This is a genomic window from Phenylobacterium sp., from assembly GCF_031412415.1.
GTDB lineage: Bacteria > Pseudomonadota > Alphaproteobacteria > Caulobacterales > Caulobacteraceae > Phenylobacterium.
This window is the reverse complement of the sequence record NZ_JANOCX010000283.1, coordinates 1-20000: the sequence shown is the minus strand read 5'-3', so window position 1 is coordinate 20000 and position 20000 is coordinate 1. Positions and strand designations below refer to the sequence as shown.

Annotated in this window: 23 protein-coding genes; 15 read left to right on the top strand and 8 right to left on the bottom strand. The window is 68.0% G+C overall.

Features of this window, described 5'->3' with window-relative positions; translation table 11 throughout:
- From RMO04_RS13825 to RMO04_RS13815, 3 genes are all read left to right on the top strand, one after another.
- The coding region (locus tag RMO04_RS13825) for a cytochrome P450 (protein WP_309645352.1) at positions 1-754 on the top strand (754 nt) is incomplete at its 5' end.
- 35 nt (positions 755-789) lie between these two features.
- Entirely contained in the window at positions 790-1233 is a 444-nt protein-coding gene (locus tag RMO04_RS13820) for a nuclear transport factor 2 family protein (protein ID WP_309645351.1), read from the top strand.
- 4 nt (positions 1234-1237) lie between these two features.
- On the top strand, positions 1238-2044 hold the full coding sequence (locus RMO04_RS13815; RefSeq protein WP_309645350.1) for a phytanoyl-CoA dioxygenase family protein: 807 nt from the start codon (positions 1238-1240) through the stop codon (positions 2042-2044).
- Here RMO04_RS13815 and RMO04_RS13810 read toward each other — a convergent pair.
- From RMO04_RS13810 to RMO04_RS13795, 4 genes are read right to left on the bottom strand one after another with little or no spacing between them, the layout of a single operon-like run.
- The gene (locus RMO04_RS13810; protein ID WP_309645349.1) at positions 2041-2772 is read right to left on the bottom strand and encodes a dienelactone hydrolase family protein; all 732 of its coding nucleotides are present in this window, start codon (positions 2770-2772) and stop codon (positions 2041-2043) included. The two genes, RMO04_RS13815 and RMO04_RS13810, sit on opposite strands and share 4 nt — an antisense overlap.
- A gap of 4 nt (positions 2773-2776) precedes the next feature.
- A complete protein-coding gene (locus tag RMO04_RS13805; RefSeq protein ID WP_309645348.1) occupies positions 2777-3067 on the bottom strand; it encodes a 2TM domain-containing protein in 291 nt (96 codons plus the stop codon).
- Positions 3068-3117: 50 nt separating this feature from the next.
- Positions 3118-3672: a hypothetical protein gene (locus RMO04_RS13800; protein ID WP_309645347.1), complete on the bottom strand. Its 555-nt coding sequence runs from the start codon at positions 3670-3672 to the stop codon at positions 3118-3120.
- A gap of 10 nt (positions 3673-3682) precedes the next feature.
- Complete coding sequence (locus tag RMO04_RS13795; RefSeq protein WP_309645346.1) at positions 3683-4453, bottom strand: SDR family oxidoreductase; 771 nt, start codon at positions 4451-4453, stop codon at positions 3683-3685.
- Between the two features lie 86 nt (positions 4454-4539).
- On the opposite strand from RMO04_RS13795, the gene RMO04_RS13790 reads away from it, so the two are divergent.
- The 7 genes from RMO04_RS13790 to RMO04_RS13760 all read left to right on the top strand — a co-directional run bounded on the left by RMO04_RS13790 (position 4540) and on the right by RMO04_RS13760 (position 10404).
- On the top strand, positions 4540-6039 hold the full coding sequence (locus RMO04_RS13790; protein WP_309645345.1) for an FAD-linked oxidase C-terminal domain-containing protein: 1500 nt from the start codon (positions 4540-4542) through the stop codon (positions 6037-6039).
- Positions 6017-7081, top strand: coding sequence for a glycolate oxidase subunit GlcE (glcE, locus tag RMO04_RS13785; protein WP_309645344.1), 1065 nt, complete (start codon positions 6017-6019; stop codon positions 7079-7081). Before RMO04_RS13790 ends, glcE begins: the two co-directional genes overlap by 23 nt.
- Positions 7082-8293 carry a glycolate oxidase subunit GlcF gene (gene glcF / locus RMO04_RS13780; protein WP_309645343.1) on the top strand — a complete coding sequence of 404 codons (1212 nt, stop codon included), beginning with the start codon at positions 7082-7084 and terminating at the stop codon, positions 8291-8293.
- Between the two features lie 112 nt (positions 8294-8405).
- A complete protein-coding gene (locus RMO04_RS13775) occupies positions 8406-8870 on the top strand; it encodes an NUDIX domain-containing protein (protein ID WP_309645342.1) in 465 nt (154 codons plus the stop codon).
- The gene (locus RMO04_RS13770; RefSeq protein WP_309645341.1) at positions 8867-9238 is read left to right on the top strand and encodes a hypothetical protein; all 372 of its coding nucleotides are present in this window, start codon (positions 8867-8869) and stop codon (positions 9236-9238) included. Before RMO04_RS13775 ends, RMO04_RS13770 begins: the two co-directional genes overlap by 4 nt.
- A gap of 79 nt (positions 9239-9317) precedes the next feature.
- Entirely contained in the window at positions 9318-9860 is a 543-nt protein-coding gene (gene coaD / locus RMO04_RS13765) for a pantetheine-phosphate adenylyltransferase (RefSeq protein ID WP_309645340.1), read from the top strand.
- 19 nt (positions 9861-9879) lie between these two features.
- Positions 9880-10404, top strand: a complete 525-nt coding sequence (locus RMO04_RS13760; protein WP_309645339.1) for a GNAT family N-acetyltransferase — start codon at positions 9880-9882, stop codon at positions 10402-10404.
- A gap of 37 nt (positions 10405-10441) precedes the next feature.
- On the opposite strand, the gene RMO04_RS13755 is transcribed toward RMO04_RS13760, so the two are convergent.
- The gene (locus RMO04_RS13755; RefSeq protein WP_309645338.1) at positions 10442-12256 is read right to left on the bottom strand and encodes an NAD(P)/FAD-dependent oxidoreductase; all 1815 of its coding nucleotides are present in this window, start codon (positions 12254-12256) and stop codon (positions 10442-10444) included.
- A 113-nt stretch (positions 12257-12369) separates the two neighbouring features.
- On the opposite strand from RMO04_RS13755, the gene RMO04_RS13750 reads away from it, so the two are divergent.
- From RMO04_RS13750 to RMO04_RS13730, 5 genes are all read left to right on the top strand, one after another.
- Positions 12370-12561 (top strand): hypothetical protein, encoded by a 192-nt coding sequence (locus RMO04_RS13750; protein WP_309645337.1) that lies wholly within the window; start codon positions 12370-12372, stop codon positions 12559-12561.
- Between the two features lie 88 nt (positions 12562-12649).
- Complete coding sequence (locus tag RMO04_RS13745) at positions 12650-13855, top strand: parallel beta-helix domain-containing protein (RefSeq protein WP_309645336.1); 1206 nt, start codon at positions 12650-12652, stop codon at positions 13853-13855.
- Positions 13852-14904, top strand: coding sequence for an SO2930 family diheme c-type cytochrome (locus RMO04_RS13740; protein ID WP_309645335.1), 1053 nt, complete (start codon positions 13852-13854; stop codon positions 14902-14904). The genes RMO04_RS13745 and RMO04_RS13740 overlap by 4 nt, the downstream gene beginning before the upstream one ends.
- Positions 14905-14978: 74 nt before the next feature.
- Positions 14979-15776, top strand: a complete 798-nt coding sequence (locus RMO04_RS13735; RefSeq protein WP_309645334.1) for a DUF1295 domain-containing protein — start codon at positions 14979-14981, stop codon at positions 15774-15776.
- A gap of 114 nt (positions 15777-15890) precedes the next feature.
- A complete protein-coding gene (locus RMO04_RS13730) occupies positions 15891-17084 on the top strand; it encodes an FAD-dependent oxidoreductase (RefSeq protein ID WP_309645333.1) in 1194 nt (397 codons plus the stop codon).
- Between the two features lie 33 nt (positions 17085-17117).
- Here the strand turns inward: RMO04_RS13730 and RMO04_RS13725 are convergent, their stop codons facing one another.
- The 3 genes from RMO04_RS13725 to RMO04_RS13715 form a co-directional block, all read right to left on the bottom strand.
- Positions 17118-17873: a hypothetical protein gene (locus RMO04_RS13725; RefSeq protein ID WP_309645332.1), complete on the bottom strand. Its 756-nt coding sequence runs from the start codon at positions 17871-17873 to the stop codon at positions 17118-17120.
- A gap of 171 nt (positions 17874-18044) precedes the next feature.
- Complete coding sequence (locus RMO04_RS13720; protein WP_309645331.1) at positions 18045-18989, bottom strand: ornithine cyclodeaminase family protein; 945 nt, start codon at positions 18987-18989, stop codon at positions 18045-18047.
- Positions 18989-20000, bottom strand: a 1012-nt coding sequence (locus RMO04_RS13715) for an AMP-binding protein (protein ID WP_309645330.1), incomplete at its 5' end; no start/stop codon positions are given. The genes RMO04_RS13720 and RMO04_RS13715, both read right to left, overlap by 1 nt.

Genomic DNA, 20000 nt, shown 5'->3' with positions numbered 1-20000 from the left:
CGACATGCCCCAGGAAGATCGCCGCAAGCTGACCTACTGGTCCGACGTGGTGACCGCCGTTCCCGGGCAGGGCCTGATCGACACCTTCGAACAGAAGATGCAGATCTTCATCGAGTACCACGCCTATTTCACCAACCTGTGGAACCAGCGGGTCAACGCCCCGCCGGCCGGCGACCTGATCTCCATGCTGGCCCATGGCGAGGCCACCCGGAACATGGAGCCCCGCGAGTACTTCGGGACCATCGTGCTATTGACCGTCGGCGGCAACGACACCACCCGCAACACCATCTCGGGCTCGATCCTGGCGCTGAATCGCAACCCCGATCAGTACCGCAAGCTGCGCGAGAACCCCGGCCTGATCCCGTCGATGGTGTCGGAGACGATCCGGTGGCAGACGCCGCTCGCCCACATGCGGCGCATCGCGACGCAGGACTTCGACATCGGCGGCAAGACCATCAAGAAGGGCGACAAGGTCGTCATGTGGTACGTCTCGGGCAACCGCGACGAAGAGGCCATCGAGCGTCCGAACGAGTACATCATCGACCGCGAACGGCCGCGCAACCACATCTCCTTCGGCTTCGGCATCCACCGCTGCGTGGGCAACCGCCTGGCCGAGCTGCAGCTGAAGATCATCTGGGAAGAGATCCTCAAGCGCTTCCCCGAGGTCGTCCTGCTGGAAGAGCCCAAGCGGGTCTATTCGACCTTCGTGAAGGGCTATGAGTCGATGAAGGTGATCATCCCCTCGCGGAACTGATGACGGGGGGCGTTCGTGCGGCTTAGGCTGACGGCATGGACACCCAGCATCACGCCGCGATCGGCGCCGTCGTCGACGCCATGTACGCCATGATCTCCGGCCCCAAGGGGCCGCGGGACTGGGCGCGCCAGGCCGACATCTTCCATGAAGACGCCCGCCAGATGCGCACGGGCCTCGGCGAAGACGGCGGACCTTGGATCAAGATCATGGGTCCCGACGCCTATCGCGCCGACGTGACGCCATACTTCGACGTCACGGACTTCTACGAGGTCGAGATCAGCCGTCGGATCGACCTGTTCGGGAACATGGCCCAGGTCTGGAGCGCCTATGAGGCGAGAAACCACCTCGGCGACGGCCCGCCCGAGCGGCGGGGGATCAACTCCATCCAGCTCTATCGCGAGGCCGGCGGTCGGTGGCGGATCGTCTCGATGATCTGGGACAACGAACGGCCCGGTCTGCAGCTGCCGGCGATGGGGTGACGCCATGGCGGCATTCGACATCGAGGCGCACGTCGAGCGGCTGACTCGCGACGGCTACACCGTGATCGAGGACTTCGCCGACGCCGCGCAGCTCGCCCAGGCGCGCGCCGACCTCGCACCACACCTGGGCGGTCACCACGGCCGCAACGACTTCGAGGGGCTGGCCACCGAGCGGGTCTACACCTTGGTGGCGCGCGGCAAGGTGTTCGAGGACCTGACCGCCGAGCCACGCCTGCTGGCCCTGCTCGACCGGTTCCTGCAACCCGGCTATCTGCTCACCGCCAGCCAGGCGATATGCATCCAGCCTGGCGAGAAGGCCCAGGCGCTTCATTACGACGACGGCTTCTACCGTCAGCCCCGTCCGAGACCGGCCATCAGTCTGTCGGTGATCGTGGCGGTCGATGCGTTCACCGAGACCAACGGCGCGACGGACATCCTCACCGGCAGCCACGTTCTGGGCGACGCCGAGATCCGCGCCCTGGATCCCGCGGAGACCCACGCCAGGCTCCGCCCGGCCACCATGCCGGCCGGCGCGGCGATCGTGTTCCAGGGCACGCTGCTACATCGCGGCGGCGCCAATCGCAGCGACGCCCCGCGCCTGGCCTTCACCAACCAGTACTGTGAGCCCTGGGCGCGGACGCAGGAGAACTTCTACCTGGGCGTCCCACGCGAGCGCGTGAAGGCGATGTCGCCGCGCCTCCAGGACCTGCTGGGCTACAATATCTGGCCGCCGTTCATGGGCCAGGTCACCGGCTCGCACCCGTTGAAAAGCCTGGAAGACGCCTGGGTCGCGCCCGTGGACAGGGCCTAGCCCAGCCGACGTCGGAACAGGGCGTTCAGCCGTTCCCAATGCCGTTCGGCGGCGGTCTTGTCGTAGACGGGGCGCTGCGGGAAGGCGAAGCCGTGCTCGACGCCGGGGTACAACTCCACCTCGGCCACGACGGCGTCGGACTTGAGAGAGGCGTCGAGAGCCTGGACCATCTCCAGCGGCGCCCAACGGTCGCTCTCGGCGCAGGCGAAGTAGAGCTCGCCCTTGGCCTTGCGCGCGGAAACGTGTGGGCTGTCTGGCTTGTCGGTGACCAGGAAGGTGCCGTAGATCGAGGCCGCCGCCTTGACCCGGTCCGAATGGCGAGCCGCCGCGTTGATCGAGAACTGGCCGCTCATGCAGTAGCCGACGCAGCCCACGGTCGTGGCCTTGGCGGCGGGCTGGCCGTCGGCATAGGCCAGCAGGGCGTCGGTGTCCTCCATGACCAAGGGAATGGTCAGCGAGTACATCAGCCCGAACATCTTCTTCCGCTCAGGATCGACCCAGTCCTCGGCCGCCAGCTCCAACACCCCCGCGCGGTAATAGAGGTTGGGCAGCATGACGTAATAGCCGGCGCTGGCGAACCGCCGCGCCATGTCGCGCAGCTCCTCGCGGATGGCCGGGGCGTCCATGTAGAACAGGATCACCGGGTGGGGACCGTCGCGCTCCGGATGAACGATGAAGGTGGTCGTGCTCCCGTCCTGGGTGGGGACCTCGATGGTCTGCTCGATCATGTCCTCAGGCCTTCGGTCCGGCGCGGCGCAGGCGCGCCATCTCTTCCTCGATCATCCGTTCGCGGTGATCGCCGACATAGGCATGGACCGAGAGCCCGTGAGCGACGACGCCGACGCCCCAGCCCAGCATCGGCCAGACGAACCAGTAGTAGTCGGAAGATGTCAGGAGATTGATCGCCGCCAGACCTGCGCTGACCACGAGGTAGACCAGCAGGTGGGCGCGAAAGCCCAGCTTGGCGTCGGCCCGACGCTCGGCGATCCTGCGCAGCCGCTGCTCTTCGTTGTCCTCGACCATGATATCGTCTCCTGCCCTGACGCCATCACAACGCGTTTCGAGGCCCGCCGCTAGTCCCGCGGCATGACCAGGCAACTGCGGGCCAGCGAGACCCTCGTCAGCTCACGGCGGCGCAGGAAGACCTGCATGGCCTCCGAGGTGGGATCGCGCGACACCTGCCATTCGCCCAGGTCGCGATAGTTGGTCATCAGCAGCAGGCGGCGCGCGCCGTCGGCACGGTCGGCGTCGGTCTCGGCGGCGAGAAACAGGCCGTAGATCTTGGTGTCGAACCGTCCCTCGAAAGCCGGCCAGGCCTCACCCGACAGACGCACGAATTCGTCCACCGCGTCGCCGTCGATGGTGAACCAGTTGTGGACATAGATCCCCTTGTCCTCGGGCCGGACGTCTGCGGTGGGACGCAGGGTCGGCGTCATGCGGTCGACCGTATGGGCGTCGAGGTCGAGGGCCGCGCCGGCCTTGGCCAGCACCAAGGCCTCGTTGGACGCGAAGCCCAGCAGCGGCGCGAAGACGGCCACAACCTCGGACGCCTGATACAACCGCGCAGCCAGCGCCTTGTGGGCTGTTCGATCACGCCCAAGCCGAAGCTGATAGTATTCGTATTCCAATAGCTTGAGCCTAGTAGTTCACGCGCGATGAGATCGCGCCGTCGACCAGCATGTTGATGCCGGTGGTGAAAGCCGAGCGCGGACTCGCCAGGAACACCGCCGCGGCCGCCACCTCTTCCGGGGTCGCCATCCGGCCGGTCGGATTGCGCTTGATCATCTGGTCGAAGAACTGCGGCATGCCGGCCTTCACATTGCCCCAGACGCCGCCCTCGAAGAACACGGTGCCGGGCGAGATGACATTGGCGCGGATGTGCTTGGCGGCGTTCTCGCGGGCCAGGCCCTTGGCGTAGTGAATCTGGGCGGCCTTCATGGCGCCGTAGGACGAGGCCGCGGTCGCCTCGGCCGCGGAAACCGACGAAGTGATGATGAAAGCGGCGTCGCCCTTGGTCTCGCCGGCCTTCTCGAGGAACGGCTTGGCCGCCTCGAAGCTGCGCACCGCGCCCATGATGTCGATGTCGAACATCGCCTTCCACTCGTCCTCGCCGACCCCCTGGACCAGGGCGCTGGCGTTGGAGACCAGGATGTCGATGCCGCCGAGCTCGTTCCCGGCCTGGGTCACGAAGGCCTTCAGCGCCGGACCGTCGGCGATGTCCACGGACTGGCCCCAGGCCCTGACGCCCTTGGCCTGAAGGGCGGCGACCGCCTCGGCCACCTGGTCTGCGTTGCGCGCGCAGATGGCGACGTCGCAGCCCTCGTCGGCCAGCAGGTCGGCGATGGCGCGACCGATTCCGCGCGATCCGCCCGTGACCACGGCGGCCTTGCCCTTCAAGCCCAGATCCATCGTTCTCTCCCGTTCCCTATCGTTGATAACCTTGTAGCGCGCCGGGCGGTTGACGCTAGAGCGCTCGCACGCCCAAGGTCGGCGCGATGCTCGACCATTTCGATCCCCGACTCGACGCCGATTTCCCAGCGCTCACGGCGCAGCGGCTGAGCGCGGCGCTGCGCGGGGTGCTCCCCGCCGAAGCGATCCTGACCGATGTCGAGGCGCTGCGGCCCTATGAGAGCGACGGGCTGGCGGCCTATCGCTCCCTGCCCGGGGCGGTGGTGATGCCGACCACCGTGGCGCAGGTGGCCGATGTGATGCGGACCTGCCGCGACCTGAGCGTACCGGTTGTGGCGCGTGGGGCCGGCACGGGGCTGTCGGGCGGCGCCCTGCCCTTCCCCGGCTGCATCCTGCTCAGCATGGCCAAGTTCAGCACGATCCTGGAGATCGACGCCGACGCGCGGACCGCCCGGGTCCAGCCCGGCGTGCGGAACCTCGCCATCTCCGAGGCCGTGGCGCATCTGGGCCTGTTCTACGCCCCCGACCCTTCGTCCCAGATCGCCTGCAGCATCGGCGGCAATGTCGCTGAGAACGCTGGCGGGGTGCACTGCCTGAAGTACGGGCTGACCGTGCACAACATCCTCAGGCTGGAAGTCGTCACCATCGACGGCGAGGTCCTGACCTTGGGCTCGGAGGCCCTGGACGCAGCGGGCTTCGACCTGATGGCGCTGATGACGGGGTCCGAAGGCCTGCTGGGGGTCGTCACCGAGGTCACCGTCAAGCTGCTGCCCCTGCCGGAGGAGGCCCGCGTTCTGCTGGCCGCCTTCGACGACGTGGAGAAGGCCGCCCAGGCGGTGGCCGACATCATCGCCGCCGGGATCACGCCGGGCGGGCTGGAGATGATGGACGGCCTGGCCCTGCGCGCCGCTGAGGACTTCGCCCACGCGGGCTATCCCAAGAGCGCCGAGGCGATCCTGCTGTGCGAGTTGGACGGGGTGGCCGCCGACGTGGCCGAGGAGTCCGAACGGGTCACCGCCATCCTGCTGGCCGCCGGCGCCGTGGAGGTCCGCGCCGCCCGCGATGAGGCCGAGCGCAGGCGGTTCTGGGCCGGACGCAAGGGCGCCTTCCCGGCCGTCGGGCGGATCGCGCCCGACTACGACTGCATGGACGGCCCCATCCCGCGCCGGGCCCTGCCCAAGGTGTTGAGCGAGATCACCCGGCTGTCGGACGCCTGCGGCCTGCAGGTGGCCAATGTGTTCCACGCGGGCGACGGCAACCTGCATCCGTTGATCCTCTACGATAGCCACAAGCCGGGCGACCTTGAAAAAGCGGAGGAATTGGGCGGCGCTATCCTGACCCTGTGCGTCGGGGTCGGCGGCACCATCACCGGCGAGCACGGCGTTGGTCGGGAGAAGATCAACCAGATGTGCGTGCAGTTCGGTTCGGGCGAGATCGAGGCCTTCTTCGCGCTGAAGGCCGCCTTCGACCCCCTGGGCCTGCTCAACCCCGGCAAGGCGATCCCGACCCTGGCGCGCTGCGCCGAGTTCGGCGGCATGCACATCCATGGCGGGGAGCTGCCGTTTGCCGACATCCCCCGCTTCTGACGCCGACCAGACCGAGCGACTGGCGCACGTGGTCGCGGCCGCCAGGTCCGAGGGCCTGAAGCTACGCATCGTCGGTGGTGATACGCGGGCCTTCTACGGCCGACGGATCGCGGCCGAACCCCTCGCCATGAGCGGCCATCGTGGGGTCACAGCCTATGATCCCAGCGAACTGGTGATCACCGCGCGGGCTGGAACACCGCTCGCCGAGATCGAGGCGCTGCTGACCGCCAACGACCAGATGTTCGCCTTCGAGCCCCTGATCTTTGGTGAGGCCAGCACATTGGGCGGCACGGTGGCGGCGGGTCTGTCGGGCTCGCGACGGCCGTTCTCCGGCGCCCTGCGCGACTATGTCCTGGGCGCGAAGGTGCTGGACGGGCGCGGCGAGGTGCTGAGCTTTGGCGGGACCGTGTTCAAGAACGTGGCGGGCTTCGACACCTTCCGGCTGATGGCCGGCGCCCTGGGCTGCCTGGGCGTGATCCTGGAGGTCTCGATCCGGGTGACTCCCCGGCCGCGGGCGGAGGCTTTCCGCGCGTACGACCTGGAGAGCGAGGCCGCGCGGATGTGGCTGATCGAGCTGATGCGGCGGCCCCTGCCCCTGTCGGGCGCCTTCCACGACGGAGAGCGGCTGCACCTGCGGCTATCGGGCGGCGAGGCGGCGGTGGCGCAGACGGCTCGCGAGTTGGGTGGCGAGACCGAGAGCGACGAAATCTGGGCAGCCCTGCGCGACCTGAGCCACCCGGCCTTCGACGGCCCGGCCCTGTGGCGGCTGTCCCTGCCCCAGACCGCGCGGTTGCCGCATCTGGACGGTCATCTGGCCTGGGACTGGGCCGGCGCGCAGCGCTGGCTGACCGCCGACAGCGTCGACACGACGATCTGGGATGTCGCCGCCGCGGCCGGCGGCCATGCGACCCTATTCCGGGGCGGGGTCGACCAGGTGTTCCAGCCCTTGCCCGCGCCGCTCCTGGCCCTGCATCGCCGAGTGAAGGCGGCGCTGGATCCGAGCGGTCTGTTCAATCCTGGCCGCATGTATGAGGGCCTTTAGATGCGCACGGTGATCACGGGGCCCATCGCGGGGACGGCCGCCGGCGGGGTGGCGGAGCGGGCGCTGCGAGCCTGCGTCCACTGCGGCATGTGCAACGCCACCTGCCCCACCTACCAGCTCACCGGTGACGAACTGGATGGGCCGCGCGGCCGCATCTATCTGATGAAGCAGGCCCTGGAGGGCCAGCCGGTCAGCGCGCTTTCCCTCAAACACCTGGACCGCTGCCTGTCGTGCCGGTCGTGCGAGACCACCTGCCCGTCGGGCGTCCAGTACCACCGCCTCTACGACATTGGCCGAGAGGCGGTGCGCGCCTTAGCGCCTCGGCCGTGGCCCGCGCGTCTGGTCCGCCAGGCGATCCGCCGGCTGACAGCGTCGACGACCCTGTTCGGCGTCGCCTTGGCGTTAGGCCGCCTGACCCGGCCGCTGCTGCCCGCCGTGCTGAAGGCCAAGGTCCCGCCCTCCGTCGCGCCCGGCGCCTGGCCCAAGGGCGACCACGCCCGCCACATGCTACTGCTCAAGGGTTGCGTGCAGTCTGCCGCCGCGCCGCACTTCAACGCCGCCACCGCGCGCGTGTTCGACAAGGCTGGGATCGCGCTAACGCAAGCCCCCCGCGCCGGCTGTTGTGGCGCCGTGGACTTCCACCTGGACGCGCCAGAGGCCGGCCGCGCCGCGGCCCGGCGCAACATCGACGCCTGGATGCCCGCCATCGAGGCCGGCGCCTCGGCCATCGTGGTCAATTCCAGCGGCTGCGCGGCCTTCATCCGCGACTATCCCGACGTGCTGCGCGACGACCCGGCCTATGTGGACAAAGCCCGCGCGGTGGCCGGCCTGGTGCGCGATCCCATCGAGGTGCTGACCAATAGCGACCTGACCGCCCGCCGCGCGCCCGCCGATCCCCGTATCGCGGTCCACGAGCCCTGCACATTGCAGCATGGCCTGAAGCTCACGGGCCGGATCGCCACCTTGCTGGCACGCCTGGGCTACGCGCCCCAGCCGGTGGCCGACAACCACCTGTGCTGCGGCTCGGCCGGGGCCTATTCGCTGTTGCAGCCGACCATGGCCGGCAAGCTCAAGACCGCGAAACTGAAGGCGTTGAACGCCTCGTCCCCTGCGGCGATCTTCACGGCCAATATCGGCTGCTGGATGCACCTCGCCGACGGCGGCGCGGCGCCGGTGCGCCACTGGATCGAGGCGGTGGACGAGGTGGTGTAGGGTTGCGGCCGCCGAATTGCCGACGCTAGAACGCTCGCTTGCGACGCATGGTTCGTCCGGAGAGAGTCCCTAGTGATCGCGGAGGGATGGACCTGTGAGGGAGACGGACAGAGTGAGGATCATCCTCGTGTCGCCAGGCGCTCGCGTCCTCATGTTCAAGTATCGCAACATCGGGCCGACGGGCGTTTCGAGCCCGTGCTGGACCCTCGTGGGCGGCGGCCGCGAGGACGGTGAAACCCTCGAGCAGACCGCGCTTCGGGAGGTCGTGGAGGAGACCGGCGTCACCGATGTGCGGCTTGGTCCCGTCGTCTGGTACGGCGAAGACAGCCATCGCAGCGGCGGCTGGAACGTTCGCCACAGGGAGCACTTCATTCTCGCCTTCGCGGGGTCCGAAGCGATCCAGGAAAGCGGTTGGACGGAACACGAGCAGGCGGAGATTCTCGAAACGCGCTGGTGGCGGCTGGAAGATCTGCGTCACACCGACGAGCCGATCTACCCGTTCGGTTTGGCCGGGCTGCTGGAACCCCTGCTGCGCGGCGAACACCCGAAGCAGGTCGTAACGCTTCCGCCAATTTGACCCGACCGCAGTTCCAACCGGCCTGGTTAGGCAAGGCCCAGCGGGCGTCGCTCAGCCTCAGGGCGACGACACGAGGCGCACGCGGCGCGGGGCACTCGGTCTATGTCATCCTGCTGCACGATGCCCGGCGGGCGGAGCCCTGGGGGGTCTATGTCGGCCAGACGTCCCGGGACCCCGACCTGAGGTTCGATCAGCACAAGACCGGGTACAAGGCGAGCGGCGCGGCCAAGCGTTTCGGGGTTCGGCTGATGCCGGACCTGGTGGCGCACCTGAACCCGATGCGGCGGTGGGAAGCCGCCGAGCTGGAAGCCGCTCTGGCGGAGGCGTTCGTGGCGGCTGGGCTGCCCTGGGTCGAAGGCGGACACTAGGATAGGTCGAAAGCGACGCTTGCGTTTTGCGCTCACCTTCCGGAACTCTCGACGCCTCGACCATCACCCAAGGCAACCCATGCGCAAGTCCGCCGCCACCAAGGCCCTGTACGCGGGATCGTTCGACCCCGTCACGCGCGGGCACCTGGACGTGATCGGCAAGGCCCTGCTGACCTTCGACACCGTGCACGTGGCGGTCGGGACCAATGTCCGCAAGGCGCGCATGTTCGGGGTGCAGGAGAGCCAGGACCTGCTGGTTCGCTCGATCACCGAGCGGTGGCCCGAGGTGGCGTCCGCGTCCGGCGGCTTGTTCGAGGGCGTGCTGGAGGTGGGCGAGTACGCCAACCAGAGCCTGATCGCCTATGCGCGCCGGATTGGAGCGACGCATATCGTGCGCGGCCTGCGCGAGGCGAGCAACTTCAACGACGAGTTCAACCTGCACGGCGTCGCGGGGCGAATCGATCCGTCGATCCTGATGGTTCACTTCATCTGCGAGGCGCAGTTCCTGCATGTGTCGTCGAGCACCGCGAAGGAACTCGACGCCATGGGCGAAGGGATCGGCTGGCTGGTCATGCCCTGCGTCGAGGCCGCCTTCGCCGCGCGTCGCGGGCAAGGCCGATGATCGCGCGGGCGACACCGACGTGATCGAGACCGTGACACGGCCAGCCTTCGTGATCCTGAGCGACGCCGAAGTCTTGGCGAGGACTTCGTTGAACGAGATCTCGGCGCTTACCGAACGCGCCACGGCGGCGACCTTCTATCGAGACGAAATGACGCCGGACCAGATGGCGGCCAATCGCAGGATCGTCGATATCAGCGCCGCCTGTTGCCTGGAGGCGGCCGAGAGCCCGAACCAACGGCTCGCCGCGGCCTTCGCGCACGACCGGCTGGCGGGCTATGTCATCGCCACGCGGCACGCCCCGGACGACCTCGAGCTCGACTGGCTGATGGTCGACCCCGCTCAGCACGGGTCTGGCGTATCGGGCCTGCTGATGCAGGCCGGAATGGCCTGGCTGGGCGCGGACCAGCCGATCTGGCTCAACGTGATCAGTTACAACGCTCGCGCCATCGCCTTCTACGAGAAGTTCGGCTTCAAGGTCGAACCGCTGGCCACGACACCCCACGTCGTCCCCCACAGCATCATGCGGCGGGCCGGCGCGGCCTAGGCCCCCCCGGGGCTCACGCCAGGGGGGTTCCGCGCCGTCAGCGAAACGCCAGACCCTCGAACTGGCCAGAAGTTCTCCAGGCGTCGATGTACTTGAAGAAGGCCGTGGCGCCGGCCGGGTAGCCAACGTTCAGGCGCGCGGCGGGGCCGGGATCCTGACCCTCGTTGTTGTAGTAGCCCGGCGTGCAGTCGGGGGCGCCCAGCATGCGGCCCATCCCGGTGAGCAGCAGCTCGACCCATTTCTCCTGGGCTTCCGCCGTGACCTCGACCTGCTTGGCGCCTTGGTCGAGGGCATGCTTGACGGTCAATGCGATGGTCTTGCCGGACTCGGTGAGGTTATGCGGCACGTTGGAGATCAGGTTGGCGCCCTGGGTCGGCTGAACGAAGAAGGCGTTGGGGAAGCCGTGCACGTGGATGCCGTGCTTGGAGCGCATCCCCTCCCCCCAGGCCTCCGACAGCTTCAGGCCGTCGCGGCCGGTCAGGTCGAAGCCGGCGCGACGCTTGTACTCGGTGCCCACCTCGAAGCCCGAGGCGTAGATGATACAGTCGACCTCGTACTCGACGCCGCCGACGATCAGGCCCTTCTCGGTGATGGCCTCGACGCCCTTGCCGTCGGTGTCGATCAGGCGGGTGCCGGGCGTATTGAAGGCCTGAAGATAGGCGTCGTGGAAGCAGGGGCGCTTGCAGAGCTGGCGATACCAGGCCTTGAGGCGCTGGGCGGTCTCACGGTCGGCGACGATGGAATCCACGCGGGCGCGGATCTCCTCCATCTTTTCGAAATCGCTGTCCTCGTAGGCGGCCAGCATCTTCATGGGCACGCGGTCTTCCGGAGGGAGCTGCATGATCTTGCCGCGGATGCGCCGCGACAGGTCGGTCCAGCCGTCCATGACAAGATCGACCTCGGCATTGCCGCCGGCTTGGTTGGCGGTGAAGTTCTCGAGCCAGCGGGTCTGCCAGCCGGGGGTGGCGATGGAGGCGAACCACTCCGGATCGATCGGCTGGTTGGCGCGCACATCGATGGAGGACGGGGTGCGCTGGATGACCAGTAGCTCCTTGCAAGCCTTGGCCAGGTGCGGCACGGCCTGGACCGAGGTGGCGCCGGTGCCGATGATGGCGACGCGCTTGTCGGCCAGCTTGGTCATCAAGCCGCCCTTGGGATCGCCGCCGGTGTAGTCGTAGTCCCAGCGGCTGGTGTGGAACGAGTGACCCTTGAAGCTCTCTATGCCGGGGATGCCCGGCAGCTTGGGTACGTGCAGCGGGCCCGTTCCCAGGCCGATGAAGTCGGCGGTGAAGGCGTCGCCGCGATTGGTCTTGATGATCCAGCGCGAATTGGCGTCGTCCCAGGTGAGGTCCTCGACCTCGGTGTGGAACAGGGCCTTGTCGTAGAGACCGTATTGCTTGCCGATGCGCTGGCACTGCTCGAGGATCTCGGGCGCGTGGGCGTACTTCTCGGTGGGCATGTGCCCGGTCTCTTCCAGCAGCGGCATGTAGATCATCGAGGCGGTGTCGCACTGGGCGCCCGGATAGCGGTTCCAGTACCAAGTGCCGCCGAAGTCCCCGCCTTTCTCGACGATGCGCACGTCCTTGACGCCGGCCTCGACCAGCCGCGCCCCGGTGACCAGCCCGGCGAACCCGCCGCCGACGAAGGCGAAGGTGACGTGGTCGGTGAGCGGCTCGCGTTCGACGCGCGGCGTGTAGGGGTCTTCGAGATAGTGGGCGAGCCGGCCCTTGACCTCGAGATACTGGGCGTTGCCGTCGGCGCGCAGACGCTTGTCGCGCTCGGCGATGTACTTGGCGAGCAGGGCCTGCTTGTCGATCGGCGGCTTGGCGCCGTCCTTCGTCGTCGTCGTCATGGAATGAGCCTCGGTCGAAATCTGGTCGCCACGGGATGCAATATCTTCGAAGATAGAGTACGGCGCGGCCTCGCGCCACCGCTCTGTGACAGGCTGCGCAAACGAGGTTGGCGATGACGTCCACCGAACTGCCGAAACTGGCCAGACCCGCGCAGCGCGCGTTGGCGGGCGCTGGCGTGACGCGGCTGGAAGACCTGACGGAACACACCGAGATCGAGATCGCGGGCCTGCACGGCATGGGCCCAAACGCCCTGGCGACGCTAAGGCGCGCGCTGGCGGCCAAGGGGCTGACGTTCAAGGGTTGAGCACGTCGGATTGGGCTCGCCAACTGAACGGCGACAACCTAGCCTGGAGTCGTTCACGGGCGCGTCAGACGCCCGCTGGGAGGACGCCATGAGATCGCTCGCCATCACCTTCGCCGCCGTGCTCGCGGCCGGATCGGCCAACGCCAAGACCTTGACTGTCGCGGCGGGCGCGGATGCTCAGGAGAGGGTGCAGACCGCCCTGCTCGACGCCAAGCCGGGCGACGTGGTGGCGCTGGGCGCCGGTCGCTTCGAATTCACCGACGGCCTGTCGCTGGACATCGACGGCGTGACCGTCAAGGGCGCGGGGCCTGGCGACACGGTTCTGTCCTTCGCGGGCCAAAAGGGCGCGGGCGAAGGCCTGTTGATCACCTCCGACAAGGTGACCGTGCGCGACTTCACGATGCAGGACACCAAGGGTGACGGCATCAAGTCCAAGGGCGCCGACCAGATCAGCTTCCTGAACCTGACGGTCGAGTGGACCGGCGGGCCGAAGGAGACCAACGGCGCCTATGGGGTCTATCCCGTCTCCTCCACCAATGTGCTGATCGACAAGGTCACGGTGCGCGGCGCTTCGGACGCCGGGATCTATGTGGGCCAGTCCAAGAACATCATCGTCAAGAACTCGACCGCCGAGTTCAACGTGGCCGGAATCGAGATCGAGAACTCGATGAACGCCGATGTCTTCGACAATGTCGCGACCCACAACACCGGCGGGATCCTGGTGTTTGACCTGCCGAACCTTCCGCAGATGGGCGGCCATTCCACCCGCCTGTTCCGCAACAAGGTGGTCAACAACGACACGCCCAACTTCGCGCCCAAGGGCAACATCGTCGCCAATGTGCCGATGGGCACGGGCGTCATGCTGATGGCCAACAAGAACGTCCATGTGTTCGACAACGACATCGACGGTAACGGCAGCGCCGCGGTGATCCTGGTGTCCTATAGCCAGAAGTTCGACGACAAGACCTACAACCCCCTGCCCCGCGACATCGTGGTTCGGAACAATCGCCTTGGCCGCAACGCCTGGGCGCCGGCCTTCCCTGGCGGTTCGGTGCTCGCCAAGGCGCTGGGCGGCAGCATGCCGCCAGTGATCTGGGATGGCGTGACGACCTATCCCGGCAGCGAGCCGGTCAGGGTGCGGCTGGCGGACGGTCCGGTGGTGAATCTCAACCTGCCGAGGCCGGGCGCCATGATGGAGGCCAACCCCAAGGTGAGCGCGACCCTGGGCGATGTGGCGATCGAAGAACCCAAGCCGGTGGTGCTGCCCGCCGAGCAGGCCAAGCTGGCCCCTTGAGACGGCTCGCCGCCAGTCTGCTCGCGCTCCTGCTGCTGGGCGCCGCGCCTCCGGCGCCGCCCGTCGCCCTGGATCGGCTGCTGGCCGAGACGCCAGAGCCGACCCTGGACGCCTACGGCCTGTTCGTGGACGCCGCCGCTCGCTCGCCCAATCGCGGGGTGACGCCCTACGGCCTCAACACCCCGCTGTTCAGCGACTACGCGGAGAAGTTCCGCCTTGTCTTCGTCCCGCCCGGCAAGGCGGCGACCTATGCCGCCACGGGGACGCTGGAGTTCCCGGTGGGAACCACCCTGGTCAAGACCTTCGCCTACCCCGCCGACTTTCGGCGACCGGGCGAGAAGGTGCGGTTCATCGAGACACGCCTGCTGATCCGCAAGGCCAACGGCTGGAACGCGACGACCTACGTCTGGAACGAAGCCCAGACGGTGGCCACGCTCAAGCGCGCTGGTGCCCGGCTCGACGTGAGCTTCGTCGACGCCAAGGGCGAAACCCGGATGGTCGACTACGCCGTGCCGAACGTGAACCAGTGCAAGGAATGTCATTCCGTCGCTGGCGAGTTGTCGCCGATCGGGCCAAAGGCGCGGAACCTCAATGGCCCCTTCGCCTATGCGGCAGGCGCCGAGAACCAGTTGGCGCACTGGAGCCGTACGGGCATCCTGACCGGTGCGCCGACACCCTCCGCAGCGCCTCGGACGGCAGTCTGGGACGACGTGAGCGAACCGCTTGCCGGCCGGGCCAGCGCCTATCTCGACGCCAACTGCGCCTATTGTCACAACGCCCAGGGCATGGCCAGCAATTCGGGCCTGTTCCTGGAAGTCGAGGAGACCCGCCCGGCTGCGCGGGGCATCGGCAAACGTCCCGTGGCGGCGGGGCGCGGTTCGGGCGGGCTGGAGGTTTCGATCGCGCCGGGTGATCCGGCTGGCTCGATCCTGCTACACCGGATGAAGTCGACCGAGCCCGGCGTCATGATGCCGGAGCTCAGCCGGTCCATGGTTCATGAGGAGGGCGTCGCGCTAGTCGCCCAATACATCGCCAGTCTGCCGCGCTGACAGCATCCAAGCCGAGGGCTTGGCTCGTACTCAAGATACAAGTGGTCGAACAGGCCAAACACAGAGGAAGCAGTGTGGAAATCCTACAGGTCCTGGGCGTCAACGCCGCCGTCGTCGCCATCTGCTTCCTCGGTCTCTGGCTGCTGTCGGTTCGGCTGAAGGATCCCAGCTTCGTCGACAGCTGGTGGGCGCTGGGGATGGTGGTCATCGCCTGGACCGCCTTCCTGTTCACCGGCGGGCGGGGACCGCATGCGCTGGCGCTCACCCTGCTCTGCACGGCCTGGGGTCTGCGGCTCGGCCTCTATCTGCTGTGGCGCTGGCGCAAGGACGGGCCGGATCGTCGCTACGTGACCATGATGGGCAAGGCGCAGGCCGAGCGCGGCTGGAGCTTCGCCAAGTCTTCCCTGCTGCTGGTCTTCGCGCTGCAGGCGCCGCTGCAGTTCCTGGTCTGCCTGCCGGTGCAACTGGGTCAGATATCGCCGACCCTGGCGCTTGGACCGTTGGCCTTCGCCGGCGTCGCGCTGGCGGTCGTCGGCATCCTCTTCGAAAGCGTCGGCGATGCTCAGCTGGTGGCCTTCAAGGCCAAGGCCGAGAACAAGGGCAAGGTCCTGGACACGGGCCTCTGGCGCTACACCCGCCATCCCAACTATTTCGGCGACGCCTGCGTGTGGTGGGGCCTCTACCTGATCGCGGCCGAGACCGGCTGGGTCGGCGCGCTCTCGATCATAGGCCCGATCCTGATCACCTTCCTGCTGACCAAATGGAGCGGTGTGCCGACCGTGGAGGGGCGCATGCGCCGCAAACGGCCTGACTACGAGGCCTATGTCCGGCGGACCTCCAGCTTCATACCGATGCCACCAAAAAAGGCGTGACGCGGGGGATCGGATCGGGCCGCGCCAAAGCGCTCGCCATCGGCCGCGAATTGGGTGACGAAAGCCGCTGACGCGCGGGGCCAGACCTCGCCCAGTTGCAGGCGAGGTTCCCGCATGAACGTCCGACCGCTCGACCGCCGCCGCCTGCTGGCCCTGGGGACAGCCCTGGGCGGAGCCCAGATGCTGGGCGCCTGCGCCACCGCCGCCGCGCCCACGCTAGGCCTGAGCGGCTACGCCGGGCCACGGCCCATGGCGCCGGTGAAGGCGAGGATCGAGCGGCTGTTCAACACCACGGTCTGCCTGCGCCCGTTCCGCGCGGCGGGTCCGCGGCTGGACACCGAGCACCTGGGCGACAAGCTGGTGGTCCACAACTACGGCCATGGCGGCAGCGGATGGTCCCTGTCCTGGGGATCGGGGACCATCGCCGTCAAGCAGGCCCTGGCGCGGGGCGAGCGCGACATCGCCGTGATCGGCTGCGGAGCTCTGGGACTGACCGCCGCCTTGATGGCCCAGCGAGCCGGGGCGCGGGTGACGATCTACGCCAAGGAGCTGATGCCCCACGTCCGCTCGGCGCGGGCGACCGGCGTCTGGTCGCCGGACTCCCGCATCGCGCTAGCCGCCCAGGCGCCAGCCGGTTTCGACGCGGCGTGGGAGGCGATGACGCGGGAGTCGTACAAGACCTTCCTGGGCTATCTGGGCCTGCCGGGCGATCCGATCGCCTGGACCGATCGCTACGTCCTCTCCGACGATGCGCCGGGCAGCCCAGCGCGCCGCCGCGCCGATCCCGTCGGCTTCGCCCACTATGGCGGCCGGGTGCGCGACCTGACGCCGATCAACGAGGTCGTACCCTACGCCGATCACCCCTTCGCCACGCCCCATGTCCAGCGCGCGCCCACCCTGCAGTTCAACATCATGGAGTACGGCCACCTGCTGATGACCGACTTCCTGACCGCCGGCGGCAAGATGGAGGTGATGGAGTTCCACACCCCGTCCGACATCAGCCGCCTATCGCAGAAAGTGGTGATCAACTGTCCGGGCTATGGCGCGAGGGCCTTGTGGAAGGACGAGACGGTGCGTCCCGTGCGCGGCCAGATCGCCTGGCTGGTCCCCCAGCCGGAGGTCGATTACGGATTCATCTACAAGACCGTCTCGGTGCTTTCACGGCGCGACGGCGTCGTGGTCCAGGCCACCGGCCCCAACGAGGCCTGGGGCTATGACGACCCCAACGAGCAACCCGACATCGCTGAGGCGCACGCGGCGATCGCGACCATCGCGGAGTTGTTCGCGCGAAAGAAGACCCAGGCCTAGCCGCCTTGATTCGAGGCGGCGCGCCTCCGCCGGCTAGCGTGGCGCCGCGTGCGTCGGATTCATCCTTTGCCAGCCGGGTGGGGCTTCGCCGCCCTCTGGACCCATGACCACGTTGCCCTGTCCGTCGGTGTAGCCCGTCGACCCATAGGGAACGAAGGTCTGCACGCCGCCGCCGTTCACAGTCGTTCCTTCGTAGATGGAGTCGTTGAAACGGCCGGTGTTGCGCTCGGCCGCCGCCTGGCTGTTCGACCACGTCCGGTTCATCGCCGCATAGCTCTCCTGGCGCGCTTGGTGGGCCGCCTGCCCAGCGGCGGCCTGAGCGTTGAGCCGCGCCATGTTGCCGGCATGGTTGGCGTTCATCTGCGCTCGCCAGGCGTCCATCTGCGCCGCGCTCTGCTCCCCGGCCTGCATGACTTGGGCGCTCTCGGCGTATGCCTTGGCGATCCGCTGCGACAACCTATCGAAAGCCCCGCAGGCCTGCTGGTTTCCCGAGCGGCATGCCTGCCCGGCCTGGGCGAGCTCTTGGCTGTGACCCGGGAACTCGCCAAGGGACTGGCATGCCAGTGTGTTGCCGCTCTGGCATTGCTGTTGTCGAATTGCGTAAAGCCCCTGCAGAGCCTGCTGAGCCTGGTTCTCCGATGCCTGCTGCGGACCGCCGTTGGGCGACTGCGGCGCGCCGCCGCCTTGCGGTCCCGCCTGCGGGCCCTGTTCAGAACCTTGGAAGGCCTGCGGCTTGTCGCCCTGCGCCGCCTGGCCGCCGGCATCGCCACAGGCCGCAAGAGCCAGCATCAGACCTCCGAGAACGAAGCACCTCATGGCCAATCCCCTCAAGGGCGCCGATCCCAGTAGCCGAGCGCCGAAGCCGTCATCGAGTCCGGTCGGACCCGCGGAGACGCCTTCGCGCGACGCTCATCCCTTAAGGCGCAGGAATGACCAGTTCCGGGTCTTCAGGCGGGCCGTCTATCGGCGCTGCGCGTAGAGCGCCCACGCCGTCGCCAGATCCTGGACCACGTGGCCCAGGGACTTGTAGGCCGTGATCTCGTCGGCCGAGCGGCGGCCGACGATCCTGCCCGACAAGACCTCGCCGATCTCAGCTACGATGTGGTCGTCGCCGATCAGGCCTGCGGCCTTGGCGCTCAGGAACTCGGCGCCTTGGTGAAGGACGCCCTCGCGGTTGTCGGCGATGAAGCGGGCGGCGACCACCAGGTCGTTGTCGACCTCCACCGGCCCGGCATAGCTGGAGCCCACAAGGTTGAGGTGCGTCCCTGGCGCGACCCACGCGCCCTTCAGGATGGGTTCGGCCGATGGGGTCAGGGTACAGATGATGTCGGCCTGGGCGACGGCGGGCTCGACCTCGTCATGGGCCTGGGCTGGAACGCCCAGCTCGGCGCCGATGCTGGCGGCGAAGGCGTCGCGGCGCGCGGCGTCGCGGCCCCAGACGGCGATGGCGCTCAAGGTGCGGATCTTGGAAATCGCCCGGGCGTGGGTCGCGGCCTGTTCGCCATAGCCCAACAGGGTCAGGCGGGACGCCTCGCGGCGCGCCAGGGCGTCGGTCGCGACGGCGCTGGCCGCGGCGGTGCGGATGGCGGTGATCTCGCCGGCATGGACCACGCAGACCGGCGCGCCGCTCTCGGGGTCGAACAGGACCACAACGCCCTGGTGGGACTGGACGCCCTTGGCGAAGTTGTCGGGAAAGACGCTGATCAGCTTGGCGCCGAAGGGCGCGGTTTCGCCCAGGGCGCCGGGCATGATCCCGAACATGCGGCCCTCGGCCAGGGGTATGATTGATCGTAGATGCTGGCGGGTGGTCCCGGCCGAGAGCGCGATCATCGCCTCGCGGACAATGGGAATGGCGACGTCATAGGTCAGGCGGGCGGCCACTTCCTCGCGGTCGATCAAGCGCATCAGGCGAAGGTCCCGGCATAGGTCTGGCGCAGCAGGTTCTTCTGCACCTTTCCCATGGCGTTGCGGGGCAGCTCGTCGACGAAGAACACCCGCTTGGGCGCCTTGAAAGCGGCCAGCTTCTCGCGGGCGGCGGCGATGATGGCGGCCTCGTCGCCCTGCCCCATGACCACGGCCACCACCGCCTCGCCGAAGTCGGGATGGGGCAGACCGATCACGGCGCTTTCGGCGACGCCGGGAAGCTCGTCAAGGATCAGTTCGATCTCCTTGGGATAGACGTTGAAGCCCCCCGAGATGATCAGGTCCTTGGCCCGCCCGGAAATCCAGACCCGGCCGTCGGGATCCTGGCGCCCCACATCACCGGTTAGGAAATAGCCGTCGGCGGTGAACTCCTCGGCGGTCTTCTCGGGCATCCGCCAGTAGGCCGTGAACACGCTTGGTCCCTTGATCTCGATGACGCCGGTCGCCTCCCCGCCGCCGATGCGGAGGTCGACACCGGGCAAGGGATAGCCGACGCTGCCGGCAATGCGCTCGCCGTCGAGCGGGTTGGAGGTGATGATCACCGCCTCGCTCATGCCGTAGCGTTCCAGGATGCGCTGTCCGGTGCGCGTCTCGAACTCAGCGAAGGTCGATTCCAGCAGCGGGGCCGAGCCGCAGATGAACAGGCGCATGTGCTGGGAGGTTTCGCGGGTGAAGGCCGGATTGCCCAGCAGGCGCGTGTAGAAGGTCGGCACGCCCATCATCACCGTGGACTTGGCCAGCCCCGCCAGCACCTGGCCGTCGTCGAATTTGGGGAGCCAGACCATCGGCGCGCCCGAGAGGAAGGCGCAGTGCAGGCCCACGAACAATCCGTGGACATGGAAGATCGGCAGGGCGTGCAGCAGGACGTCGTCGGCGGTGAAGCCCCATATCTCGTGCAGGGCCAGGGCATTGGCGGCCAGGTTTCCGTGACTGAGCATGGCGCCCTTCGACCGGCCGGTGGTGCCCGAGGTGTAGATGATCGAGGCGAGGTCG